20 protein-coding genes are annotated in these 17,366 nt (G+C 34.0%); 14 read left to right on the top strand and 6 right to left on the bottom strand.

The genetic code is table 11. The features are described 5' to 3' along the window. The first annotated feature begins 1 nt into the window (after position 1). From MM214_RS03205 to MM214_RS03195, 3 genes are all read left to right on the top strand, one after another. The gene (locus tag MM214_RS03205) at positions 2–1,360 is read left to right on the top strand and encodes a purple acid phosphatase family protein (protein ID WP_241291911.1); all 1,359 of its coding nucleotides are present in this window, start codon (positions 2–4) and stop codon (positions 1,358–1,360) included. Positions 1,361–1,642: 282 nt separating this feature from the next. Further along, positions 1,643–1,855, top strand: a complete 213-nt coding sequence (locus MM214_RS19080) for a cupin domain-containing protein (RefSeq protein WP_317208399.1) — start codon at positions 1,643–1,645, stop codon at positions 1,853–1,855. Positions 1,856–2,178: 323 nt separating this feature from the next. Continuing rightward, positions 2,179–2,373: a hypothetical protein gene (locus MM214_RS03195; protein ID WP_241291909.1), complete on the top strand. Its 195-nt coding sequence runs from the start codon at positions 2,179–2,181 to the stop codon at positions 2,371–2,373. 279 nt (positions 2,374–2,652) lie between these two features. On the opposite strand, the gene MM214_RS03190 is transcribed toward MM214_RS03195, so the two are convergent. Next, entirely contained in the window at positions 2,653–3,030 is a 378-nt protein-coding gene (locus tag MM214_RS03190; RefSeq protein ID WP_241291907.1) for a hypothetical protein, read from the bottom strand. 565 nt (positions 3,031–3,595) lie between these two features. Here MM214_RS03190 and MM214_RS03185 point away from each other — a divergent pair. After that, positions 3,596–4,858, top strand: coding sequence for an aminotransferase class I/II-fold pyridoxal phosphate-dependent enzyme (locus tag MM214_RS03185; protein WP_241291905.1), 1,263 nt, complete (start codon positions 3,596–3,598; stop codon positions 4,856–4,858). Beyond that, positions 4,851–5,465 carry a TetR/AcrR family transcriptional regulator gene (locus MM214_RS03180; protein ID WP_241291903.1) on the top strand — a complete coding sequence of 205 codons (615 nt, stop codon included), beginning with the start codon at positions 4,851–4,853 and terminating at the stop codon, positions 5,463–5,465. Before MM214_RS03185 ends, MM214_RS03180 begins: the two co-directional genes overlap by 8 nt. 1,037 nt (positions 5,466–6,502) lie before the next feature. Here MM214_RS03180 and MM214_RS03175 read toward each other — a convergent pair. The 3 genes from MM214_RS03175 to MM214_RS03165 all read right to left on the bottom strand — a co-directional run bounded on the left by MM214_RS03175 (position 6,503) and on the right by MM214_RS03165 (position 8,952). Beyond that, complete coding sequence (locus MM214_RS03175; protein WP_241291901.1) at positions 6,503–7,078, bottom strand: hypothetical protein; 576 nt, start codon at positions 7,076–7,078, stop codon at positions 6,503–6,505. Beyond that, on the bottom strand, positions 7,075–8,445 hold the full coding sequence (locus tag MM214_RS03170; RefSeq protein WP_241291899.1) for a hypothetical protein: 1,371 nt from the start codon (positions 8,443–8,445) through the stop codon (positions 7,075–7,077). The genes MM214_RS03175 and MM214_RS03170 overlap by 4 nt, the downstream gene beginning before the upstream one ends. Positions 8,446–8,643: 198 nt before the next feature. Next, positions 8,644–8,952: a hypothetical protein gene (locus tag MM214_RS03165; protein ID WP_241291897.1), complete on the bottom strand. Its 309-nt coding sequence runs from the start codon at positions 8,950–8,952 to the stop codon at positions 8,644–8,646. Positions 8,953–9,073: 121 nt separating this feature from the next. On the opposite strand from MM214_RS03165, the gene MM214_RS03160 reads away from it, so the two are divergent. From MM214_RS03160 to MM214_RS03120, 9 genes are all read left to right on the top strand, one after another. Beyond that, positions 9,074–9,481 (top strand): IS66 family transposase, encoded by a 408-nt coding sequence (locus MM214_RS03160; RefSeq protein WP_241291895.1) that lies wholly within the window; start codon positions 9,074–9,076, stop codon positions 9,479–9,481. 912 nt (positions 9,482–10,393) lie between these two features. Then, on the top strand, positions 10,394–10,780 hold the full coding sequence (locus MM214_RS03155) for a hypothetical protein (RefSeq protein ID WP_241291893.1): 387 nt from the start codon (positions 10,394–10,396) through the stop codon (positions 10,778–10,780). A 204-nt stretch (positions 10,781–10,984) separates the two neighbouring features. Beyond that, positions 10,985–11,731 (top strand): hypothetical protein, encoded by a 747-nt coding sequence (locus tag MM214_RS03150; RefSeq protein ID WP_241291891.1) that lies wholly within the window; start codon positions 10,985–10,987, stop codon positions 11,729–11,731. A 299-nt stretch (positions 11,732–12,030) separates the two neighbouring features. Beyond that, complete coding sequence (locus MM214_RS03145; RefSeq protein WP_241291889.1) at positions 12,031–12,828, top strand: sensor histidine kinase; 798 nt, start codon at positions 12,031–12,033, stop codon at positions 12,826–12,828. Continuing rightward, entirely contained in the window at positions 12,825–13,592 is a 768-nt protein-coding gene (locus MM214_RS03140) for a LytR/AlgR family response regulator transcription factor (RefSeq protein WP_241291887.1), read from the top strand. The genes MM214_RS03145 and MM214_RS03140 overlap by 4 nt, the downstream gene beginning before the upstream one ends. Positions 13,593–14,158: 566 nt before the next feature. Then, positions 14,159–15,118 carry a CobW family GTP-binding protein gene (locus MM214_RS03135; RefSeq protein ID WP_241291885.1) on the top strand — a complete coding sequence of 320 codons (960 nt, stop codon included), beginning with the start codon at positions 14,159–14,161 and terminating at the stop codon, positions 15,116–15,118. Continuing rightward, the gene (gene dcd, locus MM214_RS03130) at positions 15,115–15,636 is read left to right on the top strand and encodes a dCTP deaminase (RefSeq protein ID WP_241291883.1); all 522 of its coding nucleotides are present in this window, start codon (positions 15,115–15,117) and stop codon (positions 15,634–15,636) included. The genes MM214_RS03135 and dcd overlap by 4 nt, the downstream gene beginning before the upstream one ends. After that, positions 15,633–15,872 carry a membrane protein insertion efficiency factor YidD gene (gene yidD, locus MM214_RS03125; RefSeq protein ID WP_241291881.1) on the top strand — a complete coding sequence of 80 codons (240 nt, stop codon included), beginning with the start codon at positions 15,633–15,635 and terminating at the stop codon, positions 15,870–15,872. Before dcd ends, yidD begins: the two co-directional genes overlap by 4 nt. Further along, entirely contained in the window at positions 15,859–16,263 is a 405-nt protein-coding gene (locus tag MM214_RS03120) for a Fur family transcriptional regulator (RefSeq protein WP_241291879.1), read from the top strand. The genes yidD and MM214_RS03120 overlap by 14 nt, the downstream gene beginning before the upstream one ends. A 4-nt stretch (positions 16,264–16,267) precedes the next feature. On the opposite strand, the gene MM214_RS03115 is transcribed toward MM214_RS03120, so the two are convergent. Both MM214_RS03115 and mog read right to left on the bottom strand, forming a co-directional pair. Next, a complete protein-coding gene (locus MM214_RS03115) occupies positions 16,268–16,651 on the bottom strand; it encodes a phosphoribosyl-AMP cyclohydrolase (protein ID WP_241291877.1) in 384 nt (127 codons plus the stop codon). A 73-nt stretch (positions 16,652–16,724) separates the two neighbouring features. Further along, positions 16,725–17,252: a molybdopterin adenylyltransferase gene (gene mog, locus MM214_RS03110; RefSeq protein WP_241291875.1), complete on the bottom strand. Its 528-nt coding sequence runs from the start codon at positions 17,250–17,252 to the stop codon at positions 16,725–16,727. Between the last annotated feature and the right edge of the window lie 114 nt (positions 17,253–17,366).

The raw sequence follows: 17,366 nt of genomic DNA, 5'->3' as shown, positions 1-17,366 counted from the left end.
AATGATGCATCAAATTCAAACAAAAGTGCTCCTGCTCATGACGTTGACCTGGGCAACGATCAGTGTAGCAATAGCCCAGGAGAACATCTCCTCTAAGTTTATCGACCGAATAACTTTGCACCTAGCAGAAGACCCAAGCCAGGGTTTTGCTGTAGGGTTTAGGACGTCATTTCATTATGAAACAGCCTACATTGAGGTTGCTCACGATCAAAGTACTCCTGAGCTCAAACCCATCGTCTCTAAAGAAGCAAGCAAGTATAAGTTTAATGCTTCACCTGAAGAAGCATATTACTTCAAGGTGGCGGTAGAAGGTTTGAAAGAAAATACCTCATATGTATATCGGGTAGGACAAGAAGATACTTGGAGTGAATGGTTTTCAGTCTCCACTGGAAAATCAAACGACAATTCCTTCTCCTTCATATATTTGGGGGACATTCAAAACGACATCAAGTCCTTAGCTTCTAGAGTTGTTCGCAAAAGTTACCAACAAACCCCTAATGCTTCTTTTATGCTCTATGCAGGAGATTTGATAAACAGGACGCACAATGATCAAGAATGGGGTGAATGGTATGAAGCAGGTGCTTGGATTCATGCCCAAGTGCCTATTCTTGCTACACCTGGAAACCATGAATATACAAGAGATGAGGCTAGAAACTTAGTGTTAGACAAGCATTGGGATAAACAATTTAACTTCCCCAAAAATGGTCCAGCTCCTTACCAATCTTCTGTATATTTTCAAGACTATGGCAACATGCGGATCTTTTGCCTAGACTCTCAGTTAATCATGCTAGACAGTGCAGCTAGAGAAGTTCAGCTAGCATGGTTAGAAGAACAACTCAAAGCCACAACTCATACTTGGAAATTGGTATTGATGCACCACCCCATCTACTCCGTAAGCGATAACAGGGACAATCAAGTCCTTCGGGAGCGATTTCAACCCCTATTTGAAAATTATGGCGTAGACTTGGTGCTACAAGGACATGACCATACTTATGGCAGAGGATTCAAACCAAATGTGGAAAATGAAAAGGCTAAAGGTCCCATGTATATTGTATCAGTGGCAGGACCAAAAATGTACTCTCCTACCCTTGATCGATGGATGGAGCGCTCTGGTGCCAACTTGCAATTGTATCAATCCATTCAAGTAGAAAACAACAAGCTTAGCTATGCCTGTTTCACCACTGACGGAGTCAAATACGATGGATTTGACTTAACAAAAAACGCTTCAGGTACAGCATTTCGAGAACACAAAAACTTAGATTTAGAAAGAAATCAATTGCCTATTGGCAGATTAGAAAAACTAAACCCCAAAGACATCCCTAAGTACAATAAGCTCTATCATACAACCTATGAAGATTAGATTCATAATACAAAAAAGGTCATTGTGTTCATCAGTGGCCTTTTTTATTGATGAAATGAACCACCACTTAGGGCTTGCTGAAAAGTCTCAGGTATGCCATACCTTCCTATCAGTAAGCAGGTTCATAGCGGGCGAATGAAGATGTATACGTATTCTTCGAATGAGCCCAATGAAGAACCTGTCAAGTCGCCAGGCAGGGATGGTATGTCAGAGACTAGCCTGAAAATTTCGAGTTTAGGAATTTTCACGAGCACGCAAATCTAGCTATAAATTTGAATAAGCTTGTACCCTGATATAGTAGGTGAGTTGAATGAGAATTTTGTGAAATTAGCCAAACTTAACGGAGAGTTGGTTTGGCATAGCCATCAGGAAGAAGATGAGATGTTTGTAGTGGTAAGCAGTACATTGATGATGGACTTTAGGGATAGTAACACCACGACCACAAAGCCTCGTAAGGTTTTGATCATACCGAGGAGTGTTGAACACAGACCATGAACTGAAAATGGAAAAGAAATAAAAGTCATGTTGATAGAGCCCAAAACTACTCAGCATACTGAAGACTTAAAAGCAGAACAAACTGTAGAGAAAAACTGGAGTGGATCTAAGGCTTTTAATAAAACTCAACCTCTTATGATTCAGGTATAACAACCAAAGGAAGGGTTTTCTTTTCCTTTGGTTGACTTTCACTAGTGTCTAACTAAACTGGGCTATTAGTGAATTTAAATAAAAACAATTTGTTCATTTATTCTTTTTGTTCACGTAAGGTGAACAAAAAGACTGGGGAAATCATTGAACATACCTTACAAAACATAATTCCTTTGCTACAAAGTAAAAGCAAATGTGAACCACAGGCACAAAAGGATTTAGATGCTTATATCACCCTACACTTTCCAGATGATAATATTTCTATTCGATGCCGAAGTAGAGCAGGAAGTGAGGGAGAATATCTTGAGAACTATACAACATTTGAACGGACGTTCCCAAACTTTCTATGGGCAATATACAGAGCCTAAAATAAATCGATTACCACAAGTTTCTTAAGCAATAAGTAGCATTTTTTCTTCCTATTATACTTTTTTTAATTTATAACCATATTCTATTTCCTATTTAATAAGTATGCTTTCAAAACAATAGAATTCTTTTTGTATGATTCTAAACTTTCATTTCTATGTCTTAAGTAGCAAAAAAAGTGTAAGATTAGATGATCCAAATCCTTTGTCTAACAATAATGTACCTATTGGCAACCCTCTTAATTATTCCTATTAGTATTTATGGCAAAAAAGAATGTCAAATTAAAAATGGTATGTCAACGACCTGCCATTTTTATCCCACTTTATCATGTTTTTATTCTTTAAGTATGATAAACGTACAGCAATAGATTTTTCCAATTTTTCCACATCCAGAGATGGTTCAAGAATTTTCAATTGTGCCAAAATATCCATCTTATCACCTGATCCTATTTGATTTAGTGCAAATAAGATCTTCTTGTCCATCTTTAACTTCTCTGAATAAGAATTTGGTATCTCTGGTTCCTCATAAAAGTAATTCGCCGGTATACTCAAACCACCTAATGCATTTAAGGCTGTTTCTACCTTTTCTAATTCTTTTAATAACTCTTCCCTTCTTGCCTTTAGGAAAACTATTACTTCTTCTTCTGTTACATTTGACATATAAAAACATTTTAATTACACAAAATTAATATAAATTTCATTATGAGTTGCAAATATTAAAAAAATAAGCCACTCATTACTACGAAAATTAATTAAACATACATTAGTAACAACTCAATTTACAATTCATAAAACCAAATTAATTTGTTTCAATAAAACTATAGCAATAAAACTACCAATTTTATTTCCAATAATTAAAATCTAAAATTAATATAATCTGTTTAAGTATCATTCTTAAAAGTAACGGCTTCATAAATAATTCATCAATTGTATATAATTTTTCTATAAGTCATATAAAATTTAAAAATGAGAAATGGCTTTAAATAGAAATAATCGAAATAAAAAATAGCATGAACTATAATTTACTCATCATACACCATTTATATTTTTAATGATATTATGAAAATCATGAAAGCTGTTAAAATAAAGTGAGATTTTAGAAAAAAAGTTATATCTTAAATTTACTTTAAATCCTGATTTTTTTAAAAAAAATTATTATTATACAAGTTTAATATTGATATTAAATAATGCTTTAATTACCTATTATTGATTTAATTTTAAAAACATGATTAATTTCGACAAAGCCAGTTTCAAAGATTTTGAAAACATTGAACACATTTCTCTAGAAGAAAGAGCCATACTATTTTCCGATTATTTAGATTACTTATTTTCAAACGGTAAACTAAATTACAGACTAACATCATATGATGGATGTAAACCATCGATTTCCATCAATGTCCCTCTTTTTGGAAAAACTGTTGAAGTTGCAAGCTTCGTCTCCAATGATTATTTGGGTTTAACTCAGAATGAAGAAGTTAAAAACGCTATAATAGACGCTGTTATGAAGTTTGGTGCTGGCTCTGCGGCATCCCCGGCAATTGGAGGTCATTTTATTTACCATGAAATGCTGGAAAATAAGTTGGCAAATTTCTTCGAAGGAGAAGATGCTATCTTATACAATACAGGATATACAGCAAATAGTGCTACTTTCCAAGCCCTTTTAAACAAAGAGGATCTAGCAATATTAGATATGGCCGTTCATGCAAGCATCTACGGAGGCTGCCAACTAACCAACGTTAAAACTTTTTTACATAACAACATTGACATGTTAGAGAGGATCTTAATAAATACAAGTGGAAAGTATCGAACCAGAATGATAATTTTAGATGGAGTTTATTCACAAGATGGCGATATAGCACTGTTAGATAAAATTATACCACTTGCAAAAGCACATGGAGCTATGATCGCCGTAGATGATGCACATGGAATAGGTGTTTTAGGTGATTCAGGAAGAGGAGTTGTTGAAGTTTTTGATGCATTCAGAGATATTGACTTATTCATTGGTACTTTAAGTAAATCTATTGGTAACTTGGGTGGGTTTGTTGTTGGAAAAAAAAGTATTATACGCTATTTAAAATTCCAATCAAAACAACATCTCTTCTCTACAACTTCAACTCCCTCAATTTTAGGTGCTATAAAGGCTTTAGAAATAATCCAAACAGATAAAAACCTGAGAAATAAATTATGGGATAACATCAATTACTTCAAAAATGCTTTAATTGAGAGTGGTTTTGAAGTTGGAAATACCGAGTCCGCTGTTATTCCTGTTAAAATTGGAGATATTCACAAAACATTAGAGACTGGTAAAATCTTATTGGAAAATGGAGTTCATGCAAACCCAATAATGTATCCAGCAGTCGCAAAAAAAGATGCTAGAATAAGGTTTAACCTGACTGCTAATCATGAATTAAAACATTTGGACATGGCTGTCAATGCGCTATTGAAAGCTGATAGTATTTTGAATATAAAAAAAGTAGCATATGGTTAATAATGAAAATGAAGCAAAATTATTTTTGGCTATTGATGAGATCTTTGGAAAACATGGACATGAAGAATTAGGAATCAATAAAGTCTCTTCCATGTCTGGAGTAGACAAATCCTATATCTATAGAAAATATAATTCTTTAGAAAATTTATTAGAAAAATACTTTATGCAAAAAGACTACTGGTCAACAAAAGTAGACCTTTTAAATAAGGTAATATCTAAAAATAGCCCATTTTCATTTAATCAATTGGTGAATTTCTATCTTCATAAACAATTTGATAGTATTTTAACAGATGTTCAATTGCAGAAATTGATGCTTTGGAGTATTTCAGAAGAAAATGAATTGATGAAAAAATTCATAGCTAAACGAGAAGAGGTCGGAAATCATCTTTTTGAAATAGCCCAAGAACAACTTAAAAATACAGAGATTGATTTTAGAGCAATTTCAGCAATAAACGTTGCTGCTATGTATTACCTCTCATTACATGCATCTTCAAACAATGGGACATTTTGCGGTCTAAATTTGAACGATAAGGAAGACCAAGAAAAAATTAAAAATGCTGTATCATTTATAAATGACATATTCTTGAATGATTCTAACCATACTTGATTTAGAGTAAGTTAATTATTGTAAATTTTAAAAACATCGCCTCAATAAAAGTTATTTTAACTATTTAGAGCTTCTTGGAAAATTACTTAGAAATTGAAATGTAAGGCTTGAACTAAGCCCTACATTTATTTTTTGTGTATATTTTCCTTGTTATTGCGAAGGACACAATCTAGGAAAAGTACAATCTCATAAGATTTAATCTATTAGTTGTTTGTCTTTTTAACGAATGGACATACCTCAACCATGGAGGTCAATATTCTCTTGATTTTAAACTGCTTTCTGAACTGGTGGTAGCTACTTTTCAGCTCTTCTTTTAGCTATTTTGACAGCATTATCAGCCATTATTCCAAAAAATATCATGAATCCCTCTCTTTTTGCCCCTTTGACCCTGATCTTTCTTAACCCATAGAACTCTTGGTTAACCCCAAACACACCCTCCATTACTGTTGTTCTTTGCTTTGATATTTAAGAACTAAGCACCTATTCTTGTTTTTTAGGGCCTTTCTTTGGAAGAAATAAGTATTACCTTTTTAATCAAATGTAAGCTTAATCAATGCTCCAACTTGATTTCAATGATCTAGCTCGATTTCTGTGCTATTGAAAATTTCAAAACTCGAAATTTTCAGGCTTGTCTCAGACATACCATCCCTGCCCGGCGACTTGACAGGTTATTCATTGGGCTCATTCGAAGAATACGTATACATATCTTCATTCGGCCGCTTTGAACTTGCCTACTGATAGGAAGGTCTGGTATACCTGAGACTTTTTAAGCAAACCCTAACTAAATCAGGTGCATTCAACATAAATAGGAAGCGAGTAATCCTATTTCAATTCGCCTGAAAAATTGTACTTAAATGATAAATAAGAAATTAAAGGTAATATGAGATAACTGTTTAACTGGTTAATGGCTTGACTTTTTAGATTCATGTTTACTTTCATTTTTAATCTAAAACTAAAAGTACCTACAACATAATGACTGTCCATATTAGGGCAGCCTTTATGTAAGAAAAAAATATTCTATTTGGATTATAATTATATTAAAACCTGAATCCCACTCCGGACTTAACCATGAATACTTCATTGGCATGGATGAAGTAAGGTTGGTAGCTGATTTGAGTAGTCCAGAAAGTTCTCGATCCTAATTTATTTTCAGTTTTTAGATGGATCAAATAATTATGGAAATTATTCATCCTGGTTTGTCTAAAGGTCACTTGGTCTGAATTATCGATATGTATTGATTCAACAAATATAAACCGTGATAAAAGGAATTCTGTACCTACAGACATATTCATTTTTTTTGTAGTTAAAATTGAGTAATCAGCTCCTATACCCCAACGAGTCAATGGTAAAAATGAAGTTTCATCTTTCTCCAAGTCCAATTGAGTGGTGTTTTCACTTAAATACCTGCCCTTTCCAAAATTTAAATTTAAATAAATCTTATTGGTAACTTTCCTTGTATAATTCAAATCAATACCATAACCAACCATAATGCCTTCATAAATTCCTTGATTGAAATAGATAAAAGGTGTGGTGCCAAAGCTATTCTGTTGAGCGATCAAACCATCAACTATAAACACCCCAAATACTAAATAAAATATAATAATTTTTTTCATAATTCTCTATGAATAGTAGTCGTATAGTAAAATTTAATATCACCCATTTTATAGACAGGGAAATAATGAATAGCAACCATTACATCTAACGTTTCCCAAATAAAGCCATGACCTTGATCGTCGCTCCAGAAATTGTTTTCAAGCAATGCACATTTATCAAAATTCTGTCTACTCATTAGTCTCTTATCACCTTCATCAATTTCATACTCGGCCTTTAGCCCACCACTTGCTTTATCTTTGTCACTAGTATTTACTTCTCCTGTAAATTTCATCTTTGAATTTCTGTCAAAATAGCCCCAAATTACGGCAATATCGTCTGAATTATATTTCCAGTTTTGAATTAAAAATGAGTTTCCATCAATCCAAGCATTTGGTACTTGACTTCTATATACTTGCTTTTTATTGTAGATAACTTCAACTTTACTAGAAGGCTTAGGGAATCCATTACTTTCATATTCAACATCTCCTGTAACAACCCACATATAAATATAATTAGTATTCGGCCATCCTCTTGTGTTTTTGGTTAAGTTAAATTTAGGGCTCCTCAAAGTAAACAAAGCCCCAGCTGTCAGATCAGAACATCTAATCGGATTTTTGCTTGGAGGTGACCACCTTGAACTCTCTGAATTAATGTATGAATAATCACTTTCTTCTGGCATTTCAAAATTACCCAATACAATAGTGGGATTCACCTTTGCGTATTCATCATTAGCAGTTACTTTTTTAAAGGAATTATTGGGGTTAACTGTAATCTGTTCAAATAAATCATCTTTTTCAAGATTGATTTTATATCCTGGTGTTTCACCTTCCCAGTTTGGATCTTCAAGATAAGGAATTTCCATTTCTTCGGTCCACCAAGAAACAGTCAACTCCTTAATGTCCTTTAGTTTGAAGTTCTCTGCCAAATAAGGTGCTATAATTTTAATGTCATTTGCTTGAATAAATGTAATCCAATCTTCTGTCTCACCGTACATTCTTAATGTTTTCAAGTTTCCCTTTTGAAGTGTTTGTGCAATAGAAGAATACTTTCTTAAGTTTAAATCAGCATCAAATAATTTTTTTAGGTTAAGTTCAGCTTGACCTCCTTTTAAATTCAGTTCAGCAGTCGCTAAAAATTCCTTTCTAGCCGCCTCTTGCAAAAAGATTTCTCCAAATATTAATGAAAGAATTTCAAGCTTTTTCTCGTATTCGGTTCTCAATGTATAAACATTTTCTTCTTTAACTTTATTGTCCACATCTAATAGCTCCTCTTGGCTACAAGAAATTGACATCAAAATTGTGAAAACCAAAATCAAAGACTTCTTCCATTTTATAAAGGAAAATTTAATGGAATTAATGTGTGCTTGTGTACTTTTAGATTTTATCATTGCTGGTTTTTTGTAGAAATTTACCCAAAAGTATAGAAAATTAATTTAATATAAATTTTTATTATTTAACTTTTATTTATTTTAATTATAGGCATTGTGATTTACAACGAATTAATTTTATTAAGATATAAATAGGTTCCCAAACGCGGGCGTAAAGTCTTTCTAAAATCAGCCTAATTTTTAATCTGAGCTCTTTCTTTATTGTATGACCTCTAAAATAGATTCAATGCTAAACAATATCCCAATACCAAACACTTCCCATCCTGAAAAAACAAGCCACAGGAGTGCGTCCCCTGCCAATTTGACCAGATTGAGCACTAGAATGATGGAGGCGATCCAAGACTGACTGACATCTTTGAGCTTTACCCTGATACGGCTCATACCGTACGCGTACTTTCCCTGACCGAATTTCACTTCTCTCCAAGACTTACTTGATTTTCCTACGCTTTTGCCAATTATCCTCCCAATAGTTTTGCCACAAGTTTTGTCCTTTTTTCTTTCAGCCAATTCCTGTTTTTCCTAATACAATATAGTTTGTCTGCCAGAACTTTTGCTGGATAGAACCCAAACCATTTCGAGTAGTATTCTATTTAGTCAAAATGCTGGATATCCGCTTTATCATTCCCCTATGAACAGACCTACATTATTCGATTACCAAAAAGACAGGGATCAGTCTGGTCCCAAGAAAATGCTTGCAGACTTTAGGAGTATCATCCAAACTGATGGTTTTGCAGTCTATGATTCACTTTTTGGGAACCACCCAGATATCCATCTGACCCTCTGTATGGCTCATGCTCGAAGGAAGTTCAAGGATGATGTAAAGGACGATGAAGTAAAGGCTAACTATGTGCTGGAGGAAATCCAGAAACTCTACCTTTTGGAAGCAAAGATGCGAGAGGAGTCAATAGACTGGCAGCAGCGGACAGTATTAATAAAAGAACATGCGAAGCCTGTATTGGAAAACCTTGGCAAATGGCTTGAGGAAAAACACTATAGCTACAGACCTAAAAGTCCAATGGGACAAGCCATAGCTTAGACCCTCAAAAGATGGGCTGGATTAAGTGCATACGCCTTGCATGGGCGGATGGAAATCGATAATAACCTAGTTAAAAATACAGTAAGTTACAGTGGAAATTGAAATCAAATGGTTGGCTTAGCAAATCAAAAGTTTATTGATTCTATTATTAAAATTAAAGATTAAAACATCAGTTTATCATATTTAATTCAATACTTTAATTCTTTATTTTATTAATAACAATTAATTTTAATTGATGTAAATATTGTAATTAAACAAATAACTTAAAAACTATTTCAATTATTTTTTGCCAAAAAATAGTAAAAAAACAAAATACATTTTACTAACTATAAAATATGTTTTTATAATTTTCAAAACATAACACTTTAATAATAAGGCACATAATCAAAATTCTTTAGAATATGAAATGACATAGGTAAAGAACTAGTCTTTGAAAAAATATTGATTTTTAGATATACTGAACCTATGATTCTTCAACGATTGTTTTGGTTTCTGAGGCCTAACGATGCTTCAAGCCCTTCTATAATTTGTGAGTGGATAAAATATTAATTTCTTGCAATTGCAAATAACTGATTTTCAATCTAGCATAAACAAAGTCTTCAGGCTTGACACACTCCCGAAACTCATAAATTAGCTTTAAAAAAAGCTTTGCTTTATGAATCCTATCAAAGTAGCCTAAATTAGTATTAATGATCCCTGCCCATTTCTCTTCTATATGTTGCTCCCTCCTTTCCAAAAAGGGTTGAAAAATCCATAGTCTCGAAAACTAATATTTTGAATTAATAAAATTAATAAGTCCTATTCAAATTAGTTTAAAATCTCAAATAGCGTTATTTTTGAGAACAACCTCTTTTTTTATTTACTTCTAAGAATACTAATTAACATCACCTCCGTTCTAGCAACAATTTCAAAATGACTAAATCAGAATTTAATTACGGTAAAAATTCTTTTGTCAAACCAGCTGAGTTTGCCTTGATAAAGAATAAGCAAATACAAGAAACAACTTCGACACTTGAGGAATATTTTAAAAAGAAAGCAGAGGATATCCCTTCGAAACTTCAGTATTACTTCTTTTCAGATTCAAACGAAAAAATAGTAACATTGGGGAATGTGCTCCTCCAAATGAAAAATCATATCTCTTTTGATGCGACTGAAGACTCAACTTCTTTATTTGTTGTAATTGGTGAAATAGATAATCCAAATCTTTCTATAGCATTCATGATAGAATGGACAAATAACATGTGTGAGTTAGGTTTCAAACATGACTGCGAGTTTGGAGGTTGGGAGTTAATATATTAACTACAACTAGCCTTGCTAGAAATATATCGACCTAGAGCAAAAGATCTTTCCTTTTTTAAAATTGACCAACAAATCATTTTTTTTAACTCATGTTGACATTTCCTTGATTCACTTGAATTATTCCTGCAATCATTATTTTTTGATTGAGAAAAGTGAGTGCACTCCATACTTTTGATTCATCATACAACTAAAAAAATCAAAAAGATGAAAAGAGAATTAGTGTTTTTAAGAGCTTTTGCAATAGCAACTGTTGCCGGAATGATATTTATCACTTCTACGGCATTCAAAAAACAAGGCAACCAAAGATTCAGCGAAATTGATGTGGAACGCATTAATATCGTGGAAAATGATGGAACTGTAAAAATGGTTATCACCAATGTAGAACGTTTCCCAAGTGGAAATGAAATCATTAACGACAGGCCAACCAATGAAGGAAGGAAAAAGCGTTCAGGAATGTTATTCTTCAACGAAGAAGGTATGGAGTGTGGTGGCTTTATCTATGATGGTAAAAAGACTGAGAATGGACACACTGCTGGACTATCATTGACCTATGATCAATATGATGGAGATCAAGTAATGCAAATACTTATGAATGATGATAAAGTAGGTGATGAGCGGTTTGTGAGAAGTAGCATTGCCTTTATCAATCAACCTACAAATGAAACTCAAGCAAGAAGAAGCGAAATAAATCAAGAATTGGCTGAATTAAGAAAAACTGATAGACAAGCCATGCAGGAGAAGTATCAAGAGTATAAAAAGCAAGGATTGGTTGGTACTGTGGATCGCATGGTCTTAGGACAAACAAGAAGTAAAAGCAATGGACTTTTCCTTTTCGATGATCAGGGTATGCCAAGAGCCATGTTTTTTATAGACAATGAAAATACTGCCAAGCTACAATTCTTTGATGATAAAGGAAATGTGATCGCTTCATTTCCCGAAACTAAAGAATAAACAAGCTCAAAGAGTAGTTCTATTACCAGAGAACTACTCTTTATCATTTGACTTATCAATTTCTAATGAAATATATTTTCCAAAAAATACAGCAAAATTGGCGATTCCTGCTGTTCATTTTAGTATTTGCCTATATTCAGTCCATTTACACCAGAATAAGCGTTCGAGGTAAAATATCTCCCTATATTTTTACTCCTGAATCGGCAATGATTTCTTTGTTTGAGGCTGGAGTTTTATTTTTTATCATCCTATTTTTTATCAAAAAATGGCAAAAATCAAATGTACCCAGTGCCAAAACAATGTTGAAAATATTTGGAGCATCTCTATGTTCCTACTTGATATTTATTCAGCTACTTGCGTTTTCTGTTGCTTTAGTATTCAACAAGATTGAACAAAACTACAACCTGCCCACTTTTACCCTTTCATTATTTTCTGATTTTTTGAAAGCAGTTATTTATGGCAGTTTTTTTATCAGCTACTATTATTACGACAGTTACAAAAAGCATCAGCAAAAGTTGGTGATGTACAATAAAGCCCTTTCAGAAAGCAAAATCAACCAACTGAAAACACAGCTAAACCCACATTTCTTATTCAATAACCTGAATGTCTTAGACCAATTGATTGAAGAGGATAAATACAAAGCCTCTGACTTTCTCCATGAATTTGCTGAAATTTATCGCTATGTTTTGTACGCTTCTGACAAAGAATTGGTCAGTATACAAGAAGAGCTAGACTTCGCAGAGCAGTATTTCAGGCTTATTCAGCACAAGTATGGAAACGCTTATCAATTGAATATTGAAACAAAACATAAAAAAGGTCTAATCGTTCCTCTTACCTTACAATTACTCCTTGAGAATGCCATAAAGCACAATTTGGGTACGATTGAATCCCCGATTTATATCCACCTAACTGTTGATGGATCAATACATGTTACCAATAACGTCCAAACAAAAAGAAATACAAAACCGCTTTCAGGACGCGCATTGAAAAATCTAGCAGAACAATACCACATACTTTCAAAACAACCCATTGAAATTTATAAATCTGAAAAAGAATTTAAGGTAAGCTTTCCCATTATTGACCAAGCATTGAAATGACAAAGATACTCCTCATTGAAGACGAAATCCCAGCAAGGAAAAAACTGAAACGCTATATAGAAGCTTTGAATCCTACAACTGAAATTATGGCTGAATTGGATACCGTGGAAGCGGCTGTGGCTTTCCTTAAAATTAACCAACCTGACCTGATTTTTTCAGATATAGAGTTACTCGATGGCAATGCTTTTGAGATATATCAGCAGGTTGCTATATCCTGTCCTATAATTTTCACCACAGCCTATGATCAATTTTGGATGGATGCATTTGAGGGCAATGGCATAGCCTATCTGTTAAAGCCTTTTTCCCAAGATCGATTTCAAAAGGCATGGGAAAAATACATTCTACTGCAAAAACCTGCTTCAGAAGAGGTCAATGTCATCACCAGGCTCGCCAAATTGATGCAGGAGAATTTACAAGAGAGAAAGTATAAAAAGCGCTTTGTTATCCATTCAAACCATGGCATTTCTTTTTTGGAAACAGCAAACATCCAATTTTTTATCGCCTCTGAAGGTGTGGTTTTCGCTTACGATAACCAAGGCAAAAAGCATGTGCTTACCGAGTCAACTTTAAAAGAAATAGAAGAACAGTTAGATCCCATGGCATTCTTCAGGATCAATCGATCAGAACTTGTGCATAAGCCCTTTATCGAAAAGTTAGAGCGCTACAATAAAAATACACTTGCCATTAAATTAAAAGGGTATTCAAATCATCTCATCACCAGCCAAAGTACTACAGCAGCATTTCGGGAATGGGTAGAAAAATAGAAGTTATTATTCTTTTTTTCTACAAGAAGAAGTTTCTGCTAAATCAAAAAGGTGACTTGGAGAAGACCAAAATGATTGTACATAATGCTCATTTTGTGGTCAAATCTCTCAGTCTTAGATGAGCATAATTTAAAAAGAGATGAAAAATTAAACTTGCCTTGATGATCATTTAAAATTACTAAGCGTGCTGATATGAGTTGAACAGTTGCCCCTTCTAAAGAATTTAAGTCTTCATCTAAAACTACTCCAGACAATTAACTCTTTTGAGCAATGGAATAGTTTAAAATGATCAATAAAAAAAAGGTCAAAATGCCTCTTATGATTAAGAGGAAACCTAGCTTGATTAGATAAACAGTTGTCAGAAAACATGGCTTTCATACCATTCTCACTTTGCTTTTTTGCGAATTTTATAACAGTAATGTAAAATCTTTAAATAACATGCAACTAAGCTGCATCTGTAAATATTAAATTGCAAATGAATTGAGTAAAAAAAATGAGATCTTTTATTAAATGCAACATTGTTGCATTTATAGATAATATCGGATATCTTGCCGTAAAAAAGGAACATGTCCAAAAGAATCAAAACTTATCTTATTACAGGATTTTTGGGAGCAGGAAAAACAACGCTTTTAAACCACCTGTTGTCTAGAAGTAAATCAGCGCTCAACTATGTAATAGAAAATGAATTTGGTAAAAGTTCAGTGGACTCAGCACTGGTCACCAAAAATTATAACAAATTGTTCGAACTGAACAATGGTTGTATTTGCTGTTCCTTAGACAATGAACTGATCGAAGTAATGTCTCAAATGATTCAGACAGATGTCCAGCCAGACAATTTGTTTATAGAGGCCTCAGGTGTGGCAGATGCAGGACAGTTGGCATCAATATTTAAGCGTGAGGACGTGATGCAATACTTTGATTTTCAACAGGTAGTTTGTTTGATAGACACCGAAAATTTTGAAGACAGGGTAAGAGAGGTTCCAGAAATGTACCGTCAAATTGTGGCTTCAGATTTGATTTTGATTAATAAAACTGATTTGGTACAAAAAAAATATGCTGCGACTATTAAATCAGATGTTGAAAAAATCAATCCTCTTGCAAAAATCACACTTACCACATTTGGGAAATTTGATTTTGAGCTGTTGGATATAAGTACTGACAGTATCCTTACCCAGGTAGATCATTCAACACTGGATGCAATTAAGCCTGTTCACCGCATGAAAAGCATCGCTGTGGAAGTACCTTTTGAATTTGACAGAGATCAACTTTATGCTGTACTTTCCACTTCTATTTTTTTATACTACCACCAGCTGTACAGAATCAAAGGCTTTGTAAGGCTAAAAGGGGAAAAACAAGCTGTTTTGGTTCAGTCAACTGGAAACAAGCTTACAATTTCCAAACAGAAAAGGAAAGATGAATACCCAAAATTGGTATTGATTTTCATCGGTCGAGATATTGAAAGAAAAGGTATCGAAAGGCTTATTCAAAATGCAATTTCCACCAAAGTAAATGCCCCTACTGTATGATCTTAAGTGGCGTAGAAATCAAAAGTCGGCTAAACAAAGATATATTTATCCATCCTTTTAGTGATAAAAGGATTAATCCAAACAGTTACAACCTCCGCCTTGACAACAAGCTGCTGATTTACAGAGATGAGGTTTTAGACATGAAAAAACAACATGCTACAGAAGAAATCACTATACCAGAGAATGGACTTATGCTGGAACCTAACAGGTTGTATTTGGGTAGAACAATTGAATATACTCGAACGGAGAATTTAGTACCCATGCTTGAAGGAAGGTCATCAATTGGACGATTGGGACTTTTCGTACATATCACTGCAGGCTTTGGGGATGTAGGATTCAGCGGCTACTGGACATTAGAAATTTTCTGTGTACAACCCATAAAGATTTATGCAGGAATAGAAATTTGTCAAGTGTATTACCATGATATTTCAAAACCCTTTGAAACTTACAGCTCAGGAAAATACCAAAACAATGATGCTATACAGCCAAGTATGCTTTATAAAGATTTCGAAACATGATTAAGTGGCTGTTCATATTGCCTGTTAAGCTCTATCAATGGTTCATCAGTCCAATGTTTCCTTCTAGTTGTAGGCATCAACCAAGTTGCTCAAATTACATGATTCAGGCCATACAAACCCATGGTGCTTTTGCCGGACTGTGGCTTGGTATAAAGAGACTTTCTAAATGCCATCCTTGGGGTACTCATGGCTATGATCCAATTCCAAAAAAATATAAACACAATGGAAAAATTTAAAAACATCCTGAAAATGCATGGAATTAGGCCCAATAGCAATAGGGTAAGTTTACTCAAGCATTTGACTAAAAACAACAAGGCCTACTCCTTATGCCAACTTCATCAATTGCTCAAGGAAAAAATGGATAGAACCACAGTATACCGTATTTTAATACTTTTGACAGAGAATGATATTCTTCAAAAAATTCCCTGTACTGACGGAAACCTTCTTTTTACACTTAAAACTACACATGAGAAAATCAAAAACAGTCCAAAATTCAGGTGTAAATGCTGCCAGAAAATTGAAGTCCTTCCAGATTTACCCATCGAATACCTTAATAATTTGACAGGAAAAAACATCAACTTCGAGACTATCGCCATAGAAGGCTACTGCAAAGATTGTCATGTATAATCATTTAAGGTTCTAAAAATTCCAATGTTTGGTTTTCTACATTGACTGACCTGTAAAAACAAGCCTTTCGGTTGTTTCCTTGTTTGTTTAATGTATGACAAACCCCACCTTTTTCCAAGGTAACCTGATATACCAAAGCATCCTGATCACAGTCAATGAGTACCTTTTTTACCAGCAGCCGGTTTCCTGATGATTCTCCTTTAACCCACAGTTTTTTTCTTGAGGTACTGTAAAAAGCCGCAATTTTATTTTTTAGCGTAAATTCTAACGCCAGCTTATCTACAGAGGCCATCATTAAAATCTGACCTGAGCCAAATTCCTGAACTGCAACAGGAAGTAGCCCGCCTCTTTTGGAAAAACAGGGGGTTAATTGATTGATTTCTTCCAAATTTTCATCCATTGTTATCTAATTTATAAGTGTATTTTCCTGGTTTGAATAATTCATTACTATTAGAAAACTGCTAGGTTTTTGGCCTAAAAACTTTAATCTTAGATTCATCGCATTCCAAATAGGAAGCCCCTATCAATTCTAAGCAATAGGGAATTGCAGGGAAAACGGCTTCGAGACATTGAAGTATTGCAGATGGCTTACCAGGCAAATTGACAATGAGACTTTGCTTATAGATTCCTGCAGTCTGCCGAGATAAAATCGCCGTTGGTACATACTGCAAGCTCACCTGACGCATCAATTCCCCAAAGCCTGGTAACATTTTTTCACAAACCTCCTCAGTAGCTTCAGGTGTTACGTCCCTTGGTGCAGGACCAGTACCTCCTGTGGTGACGATCAAAGCACATTGCTCTTCAGCCATTGATTTCAAGGTAGAAACGATATTTTCTTTATCATCAGGGATCACCTGATAAATCGGCTCCCATGCCCCAACAAGCACCTCCTCAAAAAAGTACATAATTTCTTTGCCTGAAATATCTTCATAAATGTTGGCTGCTGCTCTATCTGAACAAGTAATTACACCAATTTTGATTTTTTCCATTGTCTAAAATAGTTCAATAATAATTTAAATGCAATATTGTTGCGTATACAGGCATTTATTTCTTCGAGAATTAATTTTTTTGACTTTCTTTGGCTGATCACCTGCGAATTAGGT

It is taken from the genome of Belliella kenyensis, from assembly GCF_022549675.1.
Lineage (GTDB): Bacteria > Bacteroidota > Bacteroidia > Cytophagales > Cyclobacteriaceae > Belliella > Belliella kenyensis.
Note: the sequence above shows the minus strand (reverse complement) of the source record. Positions and strands in the feature narration are given on the sequence as shown.